Source organism: Microbispora sp. H11081 (assembly GCF_012999535.1).
Classification (GTDB): Bacteria; Actinomycetota; Actinomycetes; order Streptosporangiales; family Streptosporangiaceae; genus Microbispora.
This window is the reverse complement of sequence record NZ_JABBWV010000010.1, coordinates 127,711-144,917: the sequence shown is the minus strand read 5'-3', so window position 1 is coordinate 144,917 and position 17,207 is coordinate 127,711. Positions and strand designations below refer to the sequence as shown.

The following is a 17,207-nucleotide window of genomic DNA, read 5'->3' as shown; positions in this document are numbered from 1 at the left end:
TGGTTGCGGTCATCGGCTGAGCCGCACGTCCACGACCTGTCCCGTGAGGCGGGACAGCAGCACGTCGAGGCTCGTGCGGGCGACGGCGGCGGGGGAGAGAAGCGTTCCGGCGGGTTCGTCGCCGAACGCGCGCAGCCGCATGGGGGTGGCGGTGCGCTCGGGGTTGACGCAGTTCACGCGGACACCCTGGCAGGCCCACTCGTCGGCGAGCGCCTGGGTGAGGTTGACGACGGCGGCCTTCGTGGAGGAGTAGAGGCTGTAGTCGGCCCTGCCCCGGGTGTAGGACGAGGAGGTGTAGAGCAGGAGGTGGCCGCGCGTCTCCATCAGGTATTTCACGGAGGCGCGGGCGATGTTGACCGGGCCGAGGTAGTTCACCCCGATGGTCTCTTCGATCGTGTGCTGCCCAGACTCGCCCAACTTGCCCATGTGCAGCACGCCCGCCGTGTTGACGACGTAGTCGATCCTGCCGGTCTCGGCGTACACGCGGGCGAGCGCGTCCTCCACGGCGGCGACGTCCTCGACGCGCACGCCGTTCTGGCTGCGGGAGAACGAGTGGACGCTCGCGCCGTAGCCCCTGGCCAGCGCGACGACGTCCGCGCCGATGCCGTAGCTGCCGCCGAAGACGACGAGCGTGCGGCCGGCCAGCCCGGCCCGGTAGTCCTCCTCGTCCAGCGCGGGCGCCGCGTGCTCGGCGAGCTGGAAGAGCTTGTCGGCGATGAAGACGTCGACGGGGTGGGTCACCTTCATGTTGTGCTCGCTGCCGGGGACAATGTAGATCGGCACGTCGGGCAGGTAGCGCAGCACGACGCCGCAGTCGTCCGTGGTGGGCAGCGTGGGGAACTCGGGGTCGGCGAGGGCGCGCTCGTACGCCGCCCTGATCACCGACAGCCGGAAGCACTGGGGAGTCTGGCCGCGGCGCAGCCGGGAGCGGTCGGGGATGTCGCGGATGATGTCGCCCCGCGGGCCCGGCGCGGCCACCACGATCGTGTCGGACGACGGGATCGCCACCTCGACCGCCTCGTAGCGTTCGAGGGCGGCCACGCACTCGCTGATGATGCGCGGCTCGACCAGCGGCCGCACCGCGTCGTGCAGCAGCACGTCGCACTCCTGCTCGCCCAGCGCGCGCAGCGCGCGCCAGGTCGTCTCCGTACGGCTCGCGCCTCCTTCGAGCACCTTGACGACCTTGGTGTAGCCGTTCCTCCTGACGAGCTCCTCCGCCTCGTAGACGAAGCCGGGGGCCATCAGGACGACCACCTCGTCGATCTCCGGATGGCCGTCGAACACGTCGAGGGTGTGCTCAAGGATCGTCTTCCCGGCGATCTTCAGAAGCTGTTTCGGGGTGTTGAGGCCGATGCGCTGGCCGACACCGCCGGCCAGCACCACCCCCACCCTGCGCAGACGCGATTCGGCGATCATGATGTCCTCCCCGGAGGAGACCATACCCGTGCCGGAAGCCGGAGAAGGTGATTGCCACCTAGTGATCACTCGGTTACTTTGCGAGGTGAGCACGTGCGGTCAACGTGAAACGGGTTTCCATATGGGGGCGGATCCGAGTAAGCCCGGTACGTCACGGGACACAGAGACGGTGGCGGTCGTCCTCGCGACCTCGCCGGCCGCCGGGCTGCCCTGGTCCGACGGCGCCCGGTCGGAGGGCAGCCTCCTGGAGCGGATCTCAGAACAGCTCCGCACCCTGCCGGTGCGCGAGGTGCTGGTCGTGGTGCGCAGCCAGGACGCGCAGCCGGGCGGGTGGGACAGGAGCGCGGAGAGCGGCCCGGCGCGTCAGATCTGCGTCAGCGACGGGCTCGCCGAGGACCTGCGGATCGTGGCCAAGACGGCCCGCGCCTCGACCTCCCCGGTCGCCGTGCTGGCGGCCGACGTGATCGCGCACACCGAGGCGCTGTCGCTGCTGCTCGGCCACCCAGCCCGCCCGACCGGCGCGATCGTCGCCAGCGGCGACCCGGCCCCGCTGCGCCCGCCCGTACGGACCGAGTGGGGCCGCGTCGTGTCGGCGGGCACGTCCTTCCACGAGGTCGAGTGGGCCAACGGCACCTTCCGCGGGGTGCTGCAGGTGGGGGAGGCCCACCTCGCCGGGCTGGCCGATATCGCCGAGGAGCTGGCCGACCTGGCCCAGCGCCGCCATCTCGGGCGGGTCGGCGACGGCGAGGTGCCCGAACTGCTGCTCACCGGCCTGGTGCGGGCCGGCGTCCAGGTGCACGCCGTCGCCCTTGGCACCCTGCACTGCGGGCGGGCAGGCACGCGCGGGGCCGCAGAGCGAGCGGTGCGCGAGCTCGCCGACGTCGACGAGGCGCAGGCCAGGCTCGACGCCGCCGTGAAGAGCGGCGACGGCTTCTTCACCACGCACTGCGTCAGCTCGTGGTCGCGGCACCTCATCCGCCCGGCCGCCCGGCTCGGCCTGACCCCCAACACGGTCACCGGCATCTCGGTCGGGTTCGCCGCCATCGCCGCGATCTGGTTCTCCGCTGGGGACCGGGCCGGGCTCGTGATCGGCGCCGTCGCGCTCTACCTGTCGTTCGTGCTCGACTGCCTGGACGGCCAGCTCGCCCGGTACACGCGCCGCTTCTCCCCACTGGGCGGCTGGCTCGACGCGATCTGCGACCGGCTCAAGGAATACCTGGTGTACGTGGGGCTCGCGGCCGGATACGTGAGCGTGCCCGGCAAGGCGTGGGAGATCTGGGCCCTGGCCGTGGCCGCCATGGTCCTGCAGTCGGTCCGCCACATGGTCGACTTCTCCTACGCGGGGGCGGTGACCGACCGCGCCAGGGAGGCGGGCCTGCGCGCGGCCGCTCCGCGGTCGATGGCCGTGCCGTGGGACGAGGCGCCCGCGGCGGCGGCGGCCAAGGGCACCGGGTCGGTGCTGGCGCTGTCGCGGCGGCTCGACGCGCTGAGCGGCGCGAGGGGCGTGGCCTACTGGGCGAAGAAGATGATCATTCTGCCGATCGGAGAGCGGATGGCCCTGATCGCCGTCGCGGCCGCGCTGTTCGACGCGCGGGTGACGTTCCTCGCGCTGCTGGGCTGGGGCTCGGTGGCGCTGGCCTACACGGCCGCAGGACGGATGGCGAGGTCGTTCGCATGAGCGAGCGCAGCGAGCGAATCAATGGACACGGCGTCTGGCGCATGCCGCTCCGAGCCGAAGGCGAGGAGGTGGCATGAGTCGTCGCCCGCACGAGAGCGAGCGGAGCCGCGCCGCGATCGCGGTGCACATGACCCCGGTGCCGCGCAGCGTCGTGGTCGCCTACCGCGACGACGGCCCGCTGTCGAAGGCGATGGGGCTGCTCGTCGCCGGGCAGCTCCCGCCCCTGCCGCCCGCGCTGGCGGGGGCCTTCGTGACCGCCGTGCTGCTGACGCTCGGCATCGCCGGGGCCGACGACTTCGCGGTCTTCGCCCCTGCGATAGCCCTGCTGCTGGCCGGAGCGGGCAGCGCCCACCGGCACGACGGCCGGCTCGACTGGCTGGCCCCCCCGATCCTGCGGGTGACCGAGTACGGCTTCATCGCCTCCGCCGGCTTCGCGCGCTCCGTTCCGCCGGTGCTCGTCGTCGCGGTGCTCGGCGCGATGGCCTTCCACCACTACGACATCGTCTACCGGCTGCGCCAGCACGTGTATCCGCCGCCGTGGCTGGCGACGGCCGGGCTGGGCTGGGACGGCCGGATGCTCGTCGTCGCCCTCGGCGGCCTGCTCGACGTGATGACCGCCGTCTTCGTGCTGCTGGCGCTCTATCTCTGGGGTCTGTTCGGCTGGGAGAGCCTCACCTGCTGGCTCGCGGCCCCCCGGACGCCCGACGAGGCCGTGGAACCGGCACCCCAGGATTAACGTCAGACCAACAGCGAATTACCCAAACGGGGTGCCGAGCCAACTAACCTTTGGGGTTACTGTCTGACGCTCGACCTCAAGGAGTGCGGAAAATTGCTCGGAATGGTGCTGGCCGCCGGAGCCGGACGTCGCCTGCGGCCGTACACCGACACGCTGCCGAAGGCGCTGGTGCCGGTCGACGGTGAGACGACGATCCTCGACATCGCCCTGCGCAACCTGGCGGCCGTGGACCTCCGCGAGGTCGTGGTGATCGTCGGCTACCAGGCCGGGGCCGTACGGGAACGGCAGGCCGACCTGGAGCGGCGCCACGGGGTGAAGCTCACGCTTGTCCACAACGACAAGGCCGAGGAGTGGAACAACGCCTACTCGCTGTGGTGCGCCCGTGACTACTTCTCCCAGGGTGCGCTGCTGGTCAACGGAGACACCGTCCACCCCGTGTCGGTGGAGCGGACCCTGCTGGCCGCGGAGGACACCTCCGACATCCTGCTCGCCGTGGACGACGTGAAGTCGCTGGCGGACGAGGAGATGAAGGTCACGCTGGAGGAGGGCGCGCTGAAGCGGATCACCAAGCTGATGGACCCCGCCGACGCCTACGGCGAGTACATCGGCGCCACGCTGATCCGGCCGGGCGCGGCCGAGCGGCTCGCCGACGCGCTGCAGACCACCTTCGAGCGCGACCCGCAGCTCTACTACGAGGACGGCTACCAGGAGCTGGTCGACCGTGGCGAGAAGATCGCCGTCGCGCCGATCGGCAAGGTCGAGTGGGTCGAGGTGGACAATCACGACGACCTCGCGAAGGCCCGTGAGATCGCGTGCCGTTACTGACTACCGCGGTCTGCTGAGGAGTTCGCATGCCGATTCTGGCAAGGATGCTCCCCGCGCCTCTGACGATGGAGGTGCGGCGGGGCGCGATCGCGCAGCTCGGCACCCTGCTCGCCGACAGCAGGGTGGCCACCTCCGGCCGGGTCGCGGTCGCGGTCGGCGTGGGGCAGGGCGACCGCATCGCGGAGGTCATCGCGCCGTCGCTGGGTGAGGCCAAGGTGTTCCGGGTGGCGGACGGCACCGTGGATGCGGCCGTGTCGCTCGGCGCCGACCTGCGCAAGGGCAACTTCGAGGCGGTGGTCGGGGTCGGCGGCGGCAAGACGATCGACGCCACCAAGTACGCCGCGTCGCTCGCGGGCATCCCCAACGTCGCCGTCGCCACCAACCTCTCGCACGACGGCATCTGCTCGCCGGTGGCCTCGCTGGTCTATGAGGGCGGCAAGGGCTCGTTCGGCGTGCCCATGCCGTTGGCGATCATGGTGGACCTCGACTTCGTCCACGACGCACCGCCCGCGCTCGTACGGTCCGGGATCGGCGACGTGCTCAGCAATTTGTCGGCCATCGAGGACTGGCAGCTCGGCAACAGCGAGCGGGGCGAGCCCATCGACGGGCTCGCGGTCTCCATGTCGCGCACGGCCGCCGAGGCCGTGCTCGGCCGGCAGGACACGATCGAGTCGGACGCGTTCCTGACCGTGCTCGCCGAGGCGCTGATCCTCTCGGGGATGTCGATGGTCATCGCGGGCTCAAGCCGTCCGGCGAGCGGTGGCGACCATGAGATCCTTCATGCCGTGGATCAGCTTTTCCCCGGCACCTCCAATCACGGTGAGCTGGCGGGCATCGGCGCGGCGTTCTGCTACTTCCTCCGCGAGGACGCGCACCGGCTCGACCAGGTGACCGGCTGCCTCAGGCGGCACGGCCTGCCCGTCGCACCCGGCGACGTCGGCCTGACGATCGACCAGTTCACGGCCGCGGTGATGCTGGCCCCCAGCACCCGTCCCGGCCGCTACACCATCCTTGAGCACCTCAGGCTGTCCGAGCACGAGGTCCGTGGGAGAGTTGAGGACTATGTCCGCGCCGTCGGTCGCTGAGCTTCGCGCGGTCGCCCAGCCGCACACCACCATGGACCGTCGCAGCGGTGAGCACTGGGCCGGCCTGCTGTACATGCGGCGCCTGTCCATCTACGCGACCTGGGCGCTGGCCAAGACCCCGATCTCGCCGAACCAGGTCACCGGCCTGATGATCGTGTGCGGGGTGGCGGCGGGCGCCGTGCTCGCACTCCCCGGCCTGTGGGCGGCGCTGGGCGCGGCCCTGCTCATCCAGGTCTACCTGCTGCTCGACTGCTCCGACGGGGAGCTCGCCCGCTGGACCGGCCGCACCTCGATCACCGGGGTCTACCTCGACCGGGTCGGGCACTACTTCGCCGAGGCGGCCCTGCTGATCGGGCTGGGCTTCCGCGCCTCGGAGACGCTGCCCGACTGGTACACGGTCATGGGCGTGGCGGCGGCGCTCGGCGCGATCCTGATCAAGTCGGAGACCGACCTGGTCGACGTCGCCCGCGCCCGCTCCGGCCTGGTGGCGACCACCGAGGCGGCGGCGCAGCAGTTCACCTCGCCCCGGCTCGCGCTGGCCCGCAGGTTCGCCGCGGCGCTGCGGTTCCACCGGGTGATCCAGGCCGTCGAGCTGTCGCTGATCGTCGTGGTCGCGGCGGTGCTCGACAACTGGTTCTCGGCCACGCGGATCCTCGTGGTCGCCTGTGTCGTCATCGCGGCCGTCCAGCTTCTGCTGCACCTGGTCAGCATCCTCGCGTCACGGCGGCTGTCATGAGAGCCTCGGTTTCCGCGGGGGCTTCCACCAGCGGCGTAGCCGATCGGCCGTACATTCGCGGTTGGGTAGGGCTTTGATGGCAGTTCCGATACCCTTGTTCCACGGTAAACCAGGCAGATCCCGGATTGCCCGGCCATACAGACTCGGTGATCATGAAGTCGTGTGCAGTGCGCCCCGCATCGAGGCAGTGACGCGGTGAAAATCTCCTGTGTCATTCTCACCATGGGCAACAGGATCGCCGAGCTCGACCGGGCGGTGGAGTCCGCGCTCACTCAGACGGACGGCGACATCGAGGTGGTCGTCGTCGGCAACGGCGCGGACGTGCCGCAGCTGACCGCGCGGCCGCTTCCCGGCTCGGCCGCCCGGGTCAAGACCGTACGGCTGGAGCGCAACGCGGGCATCCCCGAAGGGCGCAACCGCGGCGTGCAGGAGTGCTCTGGCGACATCGTCCTGTTCCTCGACGACGACGGCTGGTACGCCAACGCCAAGGTCGCCGCGCACGTGCGGGAGCGGTTCACGCACGAGCCCGACCTCGCGGTGATCAGCTTCCGGGTGATGGACCCCGAGGCCGGCGTGGTGCAGCGGCGGCACGTGCCCAGGCTGCGGGCCGGCGACCCCGAGCGGTCCTCCCCGGTGACGACGTTCCTCGGTGGCGCCTGCGCCATCCGCAAGTCGGCGTTCCTGCAGGTCGGCGGGTTGCCGGAGAAGTTCTTCTACGCCCACGAGGAGACCGACCTCGCCTGGCGCCTGCTGGGCGAGGGCTACCGCATCGAGTACGACGCCCAGACGGTGATGTACCACCCGCTGGTGCTGCCCTCCCGGCACACGGACTTCTACCGGCTGAACGCCCGCAACCGGGTGTGGCTGGCCCGGCGCAACCTGCCGTGGCCACTCGCGCTGCTCTACCTGCTCAACTGGGTCGTGCTCACGCTCGTGCGCGAGCGCTCGATGCCCGCGATCAAGGCGTGGTTCCGCGGCTTCGTCGAAGGGCTGCGGGAGCCGGCCGGCGAGCGCCGTCCGATGGCCTGGCGCACCGCCTGGCGCATGCTCCGCCTCGGCCGTCCGCCCATCGTGTAGGCCAGGGCCTGGCCGGTCAGGCCTTGTGGAGATCGAAGTCAGCCCCGATCTGTACAATTTCGGGCGTTTGTTCGATCCGATCTCCTGGGGTGGGTTTGCCGGTTTTCGATCGTGAACGGCTCCGCGTCTTCGTCGACTCCTCGGCCTTCCAACGTGCGGTCATCGCCGTCATCACGCTGAACGGCGTCACGCTCGGGCTGGAGACGGCGCACGAACTGGCCGACCGTCACGCCACGGCCTTCCTCCTGATCGACCGGGTCATCCTCGCCGTCTTCGTCGTTGAGATCGCCCTGCGGATCGTCGCGCACGGCAAGGCGTTCTTCCGCGACCCCTGGAGCTGGTTCGACCTGGTCATCGTCAGCGTGGCCCTCGTGCCGGCCTCCGAGTCGCTGTCGATCCTGCGGCTGTTCCGGTTCCTGCGCGTCCTGCGGCTGATCTCCGTGGTGCCGGGCATGCGACGGGTCGTCTCCGCGCTGTTCGCCGCGCTGCCCGGACTGGCCTCGGCCGTGGTCCTCCTGCTGCTGTCGCTCTACACGGCGTCCGTGATCGGCGAACAGCTCTTCCGCGAAGCGGCCCCCCAGTACTTCGGAGATCTCGGGCGCTCGCTGTTCACCATGTTCACGGTGCTCACGGTGGAGAACTGGCCGCAGGTCGCCGAGGACGTGATGGCCAAGGAGCCGCTGGCGTGGATCTTCTTCGCCACCTTTATCGTGATCACGGCCTTCTTCGTGCTCAACCTGCTCATCGGCGTGATCGTCTCCGCCATGGAGGCGGAGGTCAACGCCCAGCGGTGGCAGGAGGACCAGGAGCTGGAGCTGGAGCAGCACATCGCGGTCATGAACGAGATCAGGGCGCTGAACGAGAAGGTGGACCGGCTGGCGGCGGCCCTCCCGGCGTCCGCGGACATCGGAGCGTCCTCACCCGATGGACGCTGCTCCTGCCGCCACGACGGAGGTGAGGCCGAGGACGTGGGGATCGGCGCCGCCGGCCACGCCGACACCTCTGCCACCCGGGATTCCTGACCTCCCCGGCGCGTCAGCGGCCGTGTCAGGCCGGCGACGGCCCGATATCAGAGCGGCCGGCGATCGTGAATGCCATGAACGGATCAGCGATCGCGGCCTCGGGGCTGCGGAAGGCGTACAAGGACAAGGTCGTGCTCGACGGCATCGACCTCGACGTCAGGGTCGGCACGATCTTCGCCCTGCTCGGGCCGAACGGCTCAGGCAAGACCACGACGGTCAACGTGCTGACCACGCTGCTGGCCCCCGACGCCGGCACGGTGGTCGTCGCCGGGCACGACGTGGCGAAGGACACCAAGGCGGTGCGAGCGGCGATCGGGGTCACCGGGCAGTTCGCTTCTGTGGACGACCTGCTCACCGGCGAGGAGAACCTGCTGCTGATGGCGGATCTCCTGCACCTGCCCAAGGCGGAGGGCAGGCGAGTCGCCGCCCGGCTGCTGGACCGGTTCGATCTGGCCGAAGCGGCGAGCAAGCCCGCGGCGACCTACTCCGGCGGCATGCGCCGCAAGCTGGACCTCGCCATGACGCTGGTCGGCGAGCCGCGGATCATCTTCCTGGACGAGCCCACGACGGGACTCGACCCCCGCAGCCGCCGCACCATGTGGGAGATCATCCGGGAGCTGGTCGCCGGTGGCACGACCGTCTTCCTCACCACCCAGTATCTGGAGGAGGCCGACCAGCTCGCCGACCGCATCGCGGTGCTCGACCAGGGCCGGCTGGTCGCGGAGGGCACCGCCGGCGAGCTCAAGCGCCGGATGCCCGGCAGCCATGTCCGGCTGCGGTTCACCGGCCGGCACGAGCTCGACGCCGCGGCACGGATCCTGCCCGGGTCCACGAGGGACGACGAAGAGCTGACCTTGCGGGTGCCAGGCGACGGCGGGGTGAGGTCGCTGCGCGCGCTGCTCGACGAGCTGGACGCGCACTCCGTCGACGTCGAGGAGCTGTCGGTGCACACCCCGGACCTGGACGACGTCTTCCTCGCCCTCACCGGCACCGCGAACAAGGAGGCCGACGCCCGATGAACGTCATCGCGGATTCCAGGACCATGCTCCGGCGCAACCTCCGGCACACGACGCGAAACCCGGTGGCGCTGTTCAACGGCATCGTCATGCCGGTCTTCCTGATGTTCCTGATGGTCTACGTGTTCGGCGACGCGTTCAGCGTCGGCGTCGACTACGCCGACTACGCGACACCGGGGTTGATGCTGACGACCATCTGCTACGGCGTCGGCGCCACCGCGATCTCGGTGAACTCCGACATGACGACCGGATTCATCGACCGGCTCCGCGTCATGGACGTGTCCAGGGCCGCGGTGCTGAACGCGCACGTGATCGTCACCATGCTGCGGAGCCTGGTGGCCATCGCGTTCGTCACCGGGGTCGCGTTCCTGATGGGATTCCGGCCGTCGGCGGGTCCAGCGGAATGGCTCGGCGTGATCGGCGTCGTCATGCTGACGGTGCTGGCGATCGGCTGGCTGACCGTCGCGTTCGGCCTCGCGGCGAAGACGCCGGAGAGCGCGGGCCTCGCCGCCGTCCCGCTGATGCTCCTGCCCTTCTTGAGCAGCGCGTTCGTGCCGGCCGAGACGATGGGCCCAGGTGCGCGGCAGTTCGCCGAGTATCAGCCGTTCACCCCGATCATCGAAACCCTGCGCGGGTTGCTGACCGGCTCGCCGTCGGCGGGCCCGGCCGTCGCGGCGATCGCCTGGTGCGCGGGACTGGCGTTGATCGGCTACCTGTGGGCGCGCGCGTCGTTCAACAAGCGAGCGTGATCTCGGCCAGCTCGCGCCAGTCCCGCCCCCGGCCGTCACGGATCGCCTCGGTGAACGCGGGTTCACCGAGGCGCTCCCGCGCGTCCGCGGCGATTCTGGAGACGTCCGGGTGCGACTGGTTCGGCGTGCCGCGCACGCCGTCGCTCGCCCCGAGCAGCCGCACCGCCTGCTCGTGGTCTCCCCGGCGCAGCGCGAGATCCGCGATCCCGATCAGCACCTCGGCGATCGCCGGCGGATGCCGATACTTCATGACCGCGCGGAGCGCCTCGGCCCGATACGCATGGGCCTCGTCGAGGTCCTCGGTGAGGTAGCCGTACATGTCCATGATCGCGGCATTGACGGAGTAGCCCCTTTCCGCGTCGTTCAGCACCGTGCGCACCGTCGCCAGGTGCTCGTGCGCCTGGTCCGGCTCGCCGCGCCAGCGCGCCAGGTGCGCCTGCGCGAGCGCCAGTTCGGCACGCGAGTCCGGCCAGGAGATGCCGCCTGCGCACCGCCGCGCCTCCTCCATGGCGCGAGCGCTGGACCGCTCGTCGCCGAGCAGCCAGTAGAGCTGGGCCTGCCGCGCGAGCAGGCCGACCACGTCCTCGGTCCCGCCCACCTCGGTCAGCGCCACGATCGCCTCTTCGAGGTGCTCACACGCGCGTGCCGGCTCGCCGCGCATGGCGAGCCGATCGGCCAGGAAGGTCAGCGCCAGCGAGATGCCCATCCGCTCACCCAGCGTGCGGAACTCGGCGAGGGCGATCTCGGCGTCGGCGTCCACGTCGGTCTCGTCGCCGCCGAGCGTGAGCCGCAGGCGGCCGCGAGCGAGCCTGGCCTGCGCGCGCACCCACGGATCGTCGTCGGCGATGAGCGGCTCGAACGCCGGGAGGAACTCCTCCGGGCCGCGCAGCATCGACTCCAGCACCCCGACGAACCCGAGCAGCGGGTGGCGATACCCGCTGCGCTGGGCGAGCCGGTGCGCCTCGTGGATCCACTCCCGCGCCTGATACTGGTCGCCGCCGACCCCGGAGGTCAGGAACATCGTCACCATGAGGTAGGCCATCGCCCGCACCTCGTCGGGCACTTCGCCGTCCATCGAGGCCGCCGCGATGCTCAGCTCGGTGCCCTCGGCCCTGTGCCCGCTGAGGAACCAGTACCAGCCGGCGGCCCCGGCCAGCCGCATCGCCTCCTGGGCCCAGCCCTCGGCGATCGCCCCGCGCAGGGCCGCGCCGATGTTGTCGTGCTCGGCATCGAGCCTGGCCAGCCATTCCAGCTGCTCGGCCCGGCGCAGGTACGGATCGGCCGTCTCGGCCAGTTCGGCGAAGTAGGCGAGGTGCGCCCGGCGCGCCCGCTCGGTCTCCCCGGCTTCGGCGAGCCGGTCCGCCGCGTACTCCCTGATGGTGTCGAGCATCCGGTAGCGCGGCGTGCCCACGCAGTCGGTGAGCAGCAGCGATTTCTCGATCAACGCGGTCAGCACGTCGAGCACCCGCTCCCCGGCGGACGCCTCGTCCCCGCAGACCCGTTCTGCCGCCTCCAGGCTCGCCCCGCCTGAGAACACCGAGAGCCGCCGCAGCACGCGGCGTTCGGCGTCGGTCAGCAGATCCCAGCTCCAGTCGACGACCGCGCGCAGCGTCTTGTGCCGGGGGAGCGCCGTACGGCTTCCGCTGCTCAAGAGGTGGAACCGGTCGTCGAGCCGGCGTGCCAGCTGATCGACGGACATGGTGCGCAACCGCGCCGCGGCCAGTTCGATCGCCAGCGGGATCCCGTCGAGCGCCCGGCAGATCCGGGCCATGGCCGACAAGGTGGGCGCGTCGGAGCCGATGTCCTTGCGGACCAGGCCCGCGCGGTCCCGCAGCAGCCGTACGGCGGGCGAGGACCCGATCTCGGAGGCGTCGGCTTCCTTCGGGGGCAGTGCGAGCGGCTCGACCTGCCAGAGCACCTCTCCGGTGATGCCGAGAGGTTCCCTGCTCGTGGCGAGGATCCGCAGCCTCCGGCACTCGCCCAGGAGCCGATCGGCGAAGACCGCGGCCTCCTCGATCACGTGCTCGCAGTTGTCCAGGATCAGCAGGATCGCGCGCTCCCGGACCGCGGCGATGAGCTGATCCATCGGCTCCCCGCCTCGCGCGGCGCCGAGCAGCGCCTGGTCACGCAGGCCGATCGAGGTGAGGGCGGCCTTCGCCGGTTCACCGCCCGCCGGAACCGAGGCCAGCTCGACCAGCCACGCGCCGTCCGGTAGCTCGCCGAGCATCGCCCGCGCGGTCTCGGTGGCCAGCCGCGTCTTGCCGGAGCCACCCGCCCCTATCAAGGTGACCAGCCGGTGTGTGGTGGCGAGACCGGCGACCGCGGAGATGTCGTCGTCCTTGCCGACGAAACTCGTCAGCTCGGCGCGCAGGTTCGTCCTGCCGTTCTCCGCCCGCTCGCCCAGCTCGCCGCGCAGCAACGCGGTGTGCAGCGCGGAGAGCTCGGCCGACGGATCGGTGCCCAGCTCATCGGCGAGCCGCTCGCGCGTCCGCTGGTAGAGGGTCAACGCCTCGGCCGTACGCCCCGCTTCGGCGAGCGCCCGCATCAGGGCGGCCACGAACCCCTCACGCAGCGGATGCGCGGCGACCAGCTCGGTCAGCTCGGAGACCAGCTCGAAGCCGCGGCCGAGGCGGATGTCCGCGTCCACCCGATCCCCGAGCGCGGTGACGTGGAGTTCGTCCAGGCGCGCGACGGCGGCGTCGAACGCGTCACTGTCACGTAGCGCGATGTCCGCCATGGCCGTGCCGCGCCACAACGCCAGGGCCGAGCGCAGCAGATCGGCCCGCGCGGCGGGCTCGGCGGCGCGGGCCTGGCCGACCAGCCGCTCGAACCGGCACGCGTCCACGGCATCGGGAGCCACGGCCAGCCGATAGCCGCCGGAGTCCGCCTGGATCACGCCGTCCGGCAGCACTCTGCGCAGTCTGGAGACCAACGCCTGCAGCGCGTTCACTTCGTCCGCAGGCGGCCGCTGCCCCCAGATCCAGTCCACCAGCCTGGCGCGAGTGACGATCCGGCCGGGTTCGAGGGCGAGCGCCGCGAGCAGTGCGCGCAGCCGGACCCCGGGAACCTCCACCACGGCGCCATCGCTGTTCCGGACCTCGAACGGCCCGAGCAATCCGACTCGCACATCGGTAATTGTCGCGCAAAGCCCGACCCCGCCGGTTCCGCCGGCTCCCGCCGGGGCGTCAGGCGGCCCCTGGCTCGCCGAACGTCATCGACACGTGCTCGGCGGTGACCGTCAGCATGGCCCGCCTGGGCAGGCCGAGCTCGCTCAGCTCCTTGGCGATCGGATGGTTGCCGAGACGGACGAGCGCGCCGCCAGGCCGCCAGCGGACGCCACGGGCGCGGACCGTCCAGGGGATGCGGCGGGTGACCCCGTCCAGGTGGGCGTACGCGTCCGGCACGGGCAGCGCCTCGCCGAGCAGCGGCGCGGGCGTCGACGGCACACCGGGCCTGACCAGCAGGTCGACGACCATCCGGCCGTCCCTGCGCAGCAGGCACCGCTTGTACGGCGAGCCGAGCCGCAGGTCGACGTCGGCGAGCTCCTTGGGAAAGCCCCAGATACTCCGCCCGGCCTCCAGGGTGAACCCCTGGTCGACCGGCAGCCAGTGGACGAAGACGCCGGTCCCCGCCCCGCGCAGGTCCCTCAGCCCGCCCAGCGGCCCGCGTCTCGGCGGGGGTCCCGCGTCGGCGGGCCGTACGAGGAAGGTCACGCCGAACTCGTTGTAGGAGCCCAGATCGGAATCGTGATAACGGACGAACACCAGCGAGCACAGGGCCTTGCCCGGCAGGACCTCGGTGACGTCCATCCCGGAGTACGCGAGGACCGCGCGGGCGGCGTCGGCCCGCACCAGGTAGGCGGCGAGGCACACCGAGGCGTCGCGCACCTCCGCCGGCGTCTCGACCCTGCGACCCTGGACGACATGGCTTGCCATGTCGTCCAGTACAGCAAGCCCGGCGGCCGGGCGACAGTCGTACGGCGGCAAGGTTGTCCCAGACCTGTTTTCCGCCGGATGTCGATATCACGGGAGGCCGTTCGTGTGGAGGGTGAAGGTGCCCGCATCCGGCGGGCCCGCCACAGGAGGTTTCGAGACGATGAGGCACTACCTGCTCAGCATCCAGCAGCCCGACGGCCCGGCGCCCTCGCCGGAGGTCCTCGAGCCGATCATGCGGGACCTCGCGGCCCTCAACGCGGAGCTGCGGGCCGCGGACGCGTGGGTCTTCTCCGGAGGGCTGCACGATCCGGCCACGGCCACGGTCGTGCGGGCGCGCGACGGCGAGGAACTCGTCACCGACGGGCCGTACACCGAGGGCAAGGAGCACGTCGGCGGGCTGACGATCGTCAGGGCGCCCGATCTCGACGCGGCGCTGGAGTGGGGCAGGAAGCTCGCCCGCGCCACCACGCTCCCCGTGGAGGTGCGCCCCTTCGCCGGCGTCGTGGAAGGCGATGACGACCGGAGGTAGGGACCCCGGCGTCGAGCGGGTGTTCCGGGAGGAGTACGGCCGCGCGGTCGCGGTCCTGGTCCGCCACTTCGGCGACATCGGCGCCGCCGAGGAGGCGGTCCAGGACGCGTTCGCCGAGGCGGTGCGGCGCTGGCCGCGCGACGGGATGCCGCCAAGCCCGGCCGGCTGGATCATCACCACCGCCCGCAACCGCCTGATCGACCGCCACCGGCGGGAGTCGCTGCGGGCGGACCGGCACGCGCTGGCGGCCGGGCCGCCCCCGCAGGACGGCGAGCCGGCCGAGGAGGGTCCCGTGCACGACGACAGGCTCCGCCTGATCTTCACCTGCTGCCATCCCGCGCTCGCCCCGGCCGCCCGGGTCGCGCTCACGCTGCGCCTGCTGGGCGGCCTCACCACGGCCGAGATCGCCCGGGCGTTCCTGGTCCCCGAGCCGACCATGGCCCAGCGGCTGGTCCGGGCCAAGGCCAAGATCCGCGACGCGGGCATCCCGTACCGCGTCCCGGGCGAGGCCGACCTGCCGGACCGGCTCAGGGCCGTGCTCGCCGTCGTCTACCTGGTCTTCAACGAGGGGCACACGGCGAGCGCGGGCGACCTGCTCGTCCGCGAGGACCTGTGCGCGGAGGCCATCAGGCTCGGCCGCCTGCTGGCCGCGCTGATGCCCGGCGAGCCGGAGGCGATGGGGTTGCTCGCGCTCATGCTGCTCCTGCACGCGCGGCGCGACGCGCGCAGCACCGCGGCCGGCGACCTCGTGCCGCTGCCTGAGCAGGACCGCGGCAGGTGGGACCGGGCGCTCGTCGCCGAGGGCCAGGACATCGTGCGGGCGTGCCTGCGGCGCGGCCGGCCGGGGCCCTACCAGATCCAGGCCGCGATCAACGCCGTCCACGCCGACGCGCCGACCGCCGCCGCCACCGACTGGAGGCAGATCCTGAGCCTGTACGACCACCTGCTGGCCCTCGCCCCGAACCCGGTCGTCGCGCTGAACCGCGCGGTGGCGGTGGCCGAGGTCGACGGGCCGGAGGCCGCGCTCGCCCTCGTGGACGCTCTCGACCTGACCGGCTATCACCTGTTCCACGCCGTACGGGCCGACCTGCTGCGGCGGCTCGGCCGGGCGGGGGAGGCGGCCCGGGCGTACGAGGCGGCGATCGCCCGCACCCGCAACGTCTCCGAGCGCGCCTTCCTCGGCCGCCGCCTGCGTCAGGTCCTGGGCGGCTGAGGCGGAGCGGTGGTCAGGCCGGAACCGTTCGGCCCGGCGTCATGGCCGCGACGGTGCCGGGGGCCTTGGCCCACCGCTCCAGCAGGGCGACGAACTCGCCGGCCACGGCGGGCCAGTTGTAGTGGTTCAGCGCCTCGACGTAGCCACGGGCGCCCATCGCCGCCCGCCGGTCGGGGTCCTCGCGCAGGCGGAGCACGGCCCGCACGACCGCGTCGGCCACCGCGCCGACGTCGCCGAAGGAGACGATCGTCCCGCAGTCGACCCGCCCGACCAGGGACGCCGCCCTCGGCAGCGGGGTCGTGACGACGGGGATGCCGCGGGCCATGTACTCGACGACCTTCGTGGGCGTCGACGCGCGGTAGTTCGGCACGTCGTGCAGCAGGGACAGGCCGGCGAGCGCGCCCTCGGCCATCCGCAGCGCGTGGTTGTTGGGGACGTACCCGAACCAGTCGAGCAGCCCCGCGCGCTGCGCGTCGCGCAGCATGGGGCGCACCGCAGGGTCGGCCGGTCCGATCAGGTCAAGGCGGATGCCGTGCGGCCGGAGCCGCCTGGCGATCTCCACCATCTCGGCCGCGCCGCGTGCCGGGGAGATGTGCCCCACGTAGACGACGCGGGAGTCCCCCGGCGGCGGGGGCGGCATGGACGGAACGTACGTGTGGTCGGGCACCACGGGGTGCGGGCCGGGGAAGCGCTCACGGTGGGACTCCTCGGCGAGGATCAGGTGGAGACGCCGCTCCGCGTGGCCCTCGACCGCCCGGACCAGGGGCGAAAGGACGGTCCGCAACGGCCCGGGCAGGTACGACTTGGCCCGCAGCGCGCCGATCGTGTCCTCGTGGACGTCCCAGACCGTCGGCGGCCGGCTGCGCGGCAGCGCGAGGAGCAGTTCGATGTCGTGCACGAGCAGCAGGTCGGCGTCCCGCGCGGCCCGGCGCAGGGCCGTGGTGGCGGCCCGCAGCGCCTTGCCGCGGCGCAGCCCGACCGCCCTCGGCACGTCGACGGCCCTGATGCCCGGCCGCGGCGTCACGTTGCAGTGCGTGAAGGGCGCGACGAAGGTCACCTCGTGCCCGGCGTCGAGCAGCGCCCGGATCTGCCGGTGGGTGATCCGGGCGTCCTCCGGGTGATGGACTGTGGTGCCGACGCATACCCTCATAGGGGGAGGCTGACCCGGCCGTCCGAAATGACCGGATGCG

At 71.8% G+C, this 17,207-nt stretch carries 15 protein-coding genes; 11 read left to right on the top strand and 4 right to left on the bottom strand.

Annotation, left to right across the window (positions count from 1 at the left end):
* Nucleotides 1-9: 9 nt before the first annotated feature.
* Nucleotides 10-1,416 (bottom strand): bifunctional cytidylyltransferase/SDR family oxidoreductase, encoded by a 1,407-nt coding sequence (locus HHX31_RS23770; protein WP_169950547.1) that lies wholly within the window; start codon nt 1,414-1,416, stop codon nt 10-12.
* Nucleotides 1,417-1,585: 169 nt separating this feature from the next.
* Between HHX31_RS23770 and HHX31_RS23765 the strand changes: the two genes are divergently transcribed.
* The 9 genes from HHX31_RS23765 to HHX31_RS23725 all read left to right on the top strand — a co-directional run bounded on the left by HHX31_RS23765 (nt 1,586) and on the right by HHX31_RS23725 (nt 10,340).
* Nucleotides 1,586-3,094, top strand: coding sequence for a CDP-alcohol phosphatidyltransferase family protein (locus HHX31_RS23765; protein ID WP_311932199.1), 1,509 nt, complete (start codon nt 1,586-1,588; stop codon nt 3,092-3,094).
* Between the two features lie 73 nt (nt 3,095-3,167).
* The gene (locus HHX31_RS23760; protein WP_169950545.1) at nt 3,168-3,830 is read left to right on the top strand and encodes a DUF5941 domain-containing protein; all 663 of its coding nucleotides are present in this window, start codon (nt 3,168-3,170) and stop codon (nt 3,828-3,830) included.
* Between the two features lie 93 nt (nt 3,831-3,923).
* A complete protein-coding gene (locus tag HHX31_RS23755) occupies nt 3,924-4,655 on the top strand; it encodes a sugar phosphate nucleotidyltransferase (protein WP_169950544.1) in 732 nt (243 codons plus the stop codon).
* A gap of 44 nt (nt 4,656-4,699) precedes the next feature.
* Nucleotides 4,700-5,740: an iron-containing alcohol dehydrogenase family protein gene (locus HHX31_RS23750; RefSeq protein ID WP_169950659.1), complete on the top strand. Its 1,041-nt coding sequence runs from the start codon at nt 4,700-4,702 to the stop codon at nt 5,738-5,740.
* Entirely contained in the window at nt 5,718-6,476 is a 759-nt protein-coding gene (locus HHX31_RS23745) for a CDP-alcohol phosphatidyltransferase family protein (RefSeq protein WP_169950543.1), read from the top strand. Before HHX31_RS23750 ends, HHX31_RS23745 begins: the two co-directional genes overlap by 23 nt.
* A gap of 195 nt (nt 6,477-6,671) precedes the next feature.
* Complete coding sequence (locus tag HHX31_RS23740) at nt 6,672-7,553, top strand: glycosyltransferase (RefSeq protein WP_169950542.1); 882 nt, start codon at nt 6,672-6,674, stop codon at nt 7,551-7,553.
* Nucleotides 7,554-7,642: 89 nt separating this feature from the next.
* Nucleotides 7,643-8,575, top strand: a complete 933-nt coding sequence (locus HHX31_RS23735) for an ion transporter (RefSeq protein WP_311932198.1) — start codon at nt 7,643-7,645, stop codon at nt 8,573-8,575.
* 74 nt (nt 8,576-8,649) lie between these two features.
* Complete coding sequence (locus tag HHX31_RS23730; RefSeq protein ID WP_169950540.1) at nt 8,650-9,594, top strand: ATP-binding cassette domain-containing protein; 945 nt, start codon at nt 8,650-8,652, stop codon at nt 9,592-9,594.
* Complete coding sequence (locus HHX31_RS23725; protein ID WP_211590229.1) at nt 9,591-10,340, top strand: ABC transporter permease; 750 nt, start codon at nt 9,591-9,593, stop codon at nt 10,338-10,340. The genes HHX31_RS23730 and HHX31_RS23725 overlap by 4 nt, the downstream gene beginning before the upstream one ends.
* Here HHX31_RS23725 and HHX31_RS23720 read toward each other — a convergent pair.
* Together HHX31_RS23720 and HHX31_RS23715 are read right to left on the bottom strand one after the other, a co-directional pair.
* On the bottom strand, nt 10,324-13,467 hold the full coding sequence (locus HHX31_RS23720) for a BTAD domain-containing putative transcriptional regulator (RefSeq protein ID WP_169950539.1): 3,144 nt from the start codon (nt 13,465-13,467) through the stop codon (nt 10,324-10,326). The genes HHX31_RS23725 and HHX31_RS23720 overlap by 17 nt on opposite strands.
* A 58-nt stretch (nt 13,468-13,525) precedes the next feature.
* Nucleotides 13,526-14,275 (bottom strand): acetoacetate decarboxylase family protein, encoded by a 750-nt coding sequence (locus HHX31_RS23715; protein WP_169950538.1) that lies wholly within the window; start codon nt 14,273-14,275, stop codon nt 13,526-13,528.
* A 160-nt stretch (nt 14,276-14,435) separates the two neighbouring features.
* On the opposite strand from HHX31_RS23715, the gene HHX31_RS23710 reads away from it, so the two are divergent.
* Both HHX31_RS23710 and HHX31_RS23705 read left to right on the top strand, forming a co-directional pair.
* Nucleotides 14,436-14,804, top strand: a complete 369-nt coding sequence (locus HHX31_RS23710; RefSeq protein ID WP_169950537.1) for a YciI family protein — start codon at nt 14,436-14,438, stop codon at nt 14,802-14,804.
* The gene (locus HHX31_RS23705) at nt 14,788-16,017 is read left to right on the top strand and encodes an RNA polymerase sigma factor (protein ID WP_169950536.1); all 1,230 of its coding nucleotides are present in this window, start codon (nt 14,788-14,790) and stop codon (nt 16,015-16,017) included. The genes HHX31_RS23710 and HHX31_RS23705 overlap by 17 nt, the downstream gene beginning before the upstream one ends.
* A 13-nt stretch (nt 16,018-16,030) precedes the next feature.
* Here HHX31_RS23705 and HHX31_RS23700 read toward each other — a convergent pair whose 3' ends face one another.
* Nucleotides 16,031-17,167 (bottom strand): glycosyltransferase, encoded by a 1,137-nt coding sequence (locus HHX31_RS23700; RefSeq protein WP_169950535.1) that lies wholly within the window; start codon nt 17,165-17,167, stop codon nt 16,031-16,033.
* Nucleotides 17,168-17,207 lie beyond the last annotated feature (40 nt).

Coding starts and splice junctions, on each gene's coding strand:
- HHX31_RS23750 (WP_169950659.1), top strand. CDS start 4,700: ATGCTCCCCGCGCCTCTGACGATGGAGGTGCGGCGGGGCGCGATCGCG.
- HHX31_RS23710 (WP_169950537.1), top strand. CDS start 14,436: ATGAGGCACTACCTGCTCAGCATCCAGCAGCCCGACGGCCCGGCGCCC.
- HHX31_RS23730 (WP_169950540.1), top strand. CDS start 8,650: ATGAACGGATCAGCGATCGCGGCCTCGGGGCTGCGGAAGGCGTACAAG.
- HHX31_RS23770 (WP_169950547.1), bottom strand. CDS start 1,416: ATGATCGCCGAATCGCGTCTGCGCAGGGTGGGGGTGGTGCTGGCCGGC.
- HHX31_RS23725 (WP_211590229.1), top strand. CDS start 9,591: ATGAACGTCATCGCGGATTCCAGGACCATGCTCCGGCGCAACCTCCGG.
- HHX31_RS23715 (WP_169950538.1), bottom strand. CDS start 14,275: ATGGCAAGCCATGTCGTCCAGGGTCGCAGGGTCGAGACGCCGGCGGAG.
- HHX31_RS23760 (WP_169950545.1), top strand. CDS start 3,168: ATGAGTCGTCGCCCGCACGAGAGCGAGCGGAGCCGCGCCGCGATCGCG.
- HHX31_RS23745 (WP_169950543.1), top strand. CDS start 5,718: ATGTCCGCGCCGTCGGTCGCTGAGCTTCGCGCGGTCGCCCAGCCGCAC.
- HHX31_RS23700 (WP_169950535.1), bottom strand. CDS start 17,167: ATGAGGGTATGCGTCGGCACCACAGTCCATCACCCGGAGGACGCCCGG.
- HHX31_RS23705 (WP_169950536.1), top strand. CDS start 14,788: ATGACGACCGGAGGTAGGGACCCCGGCGTCGAGCGGGTGTTCCGGGAG.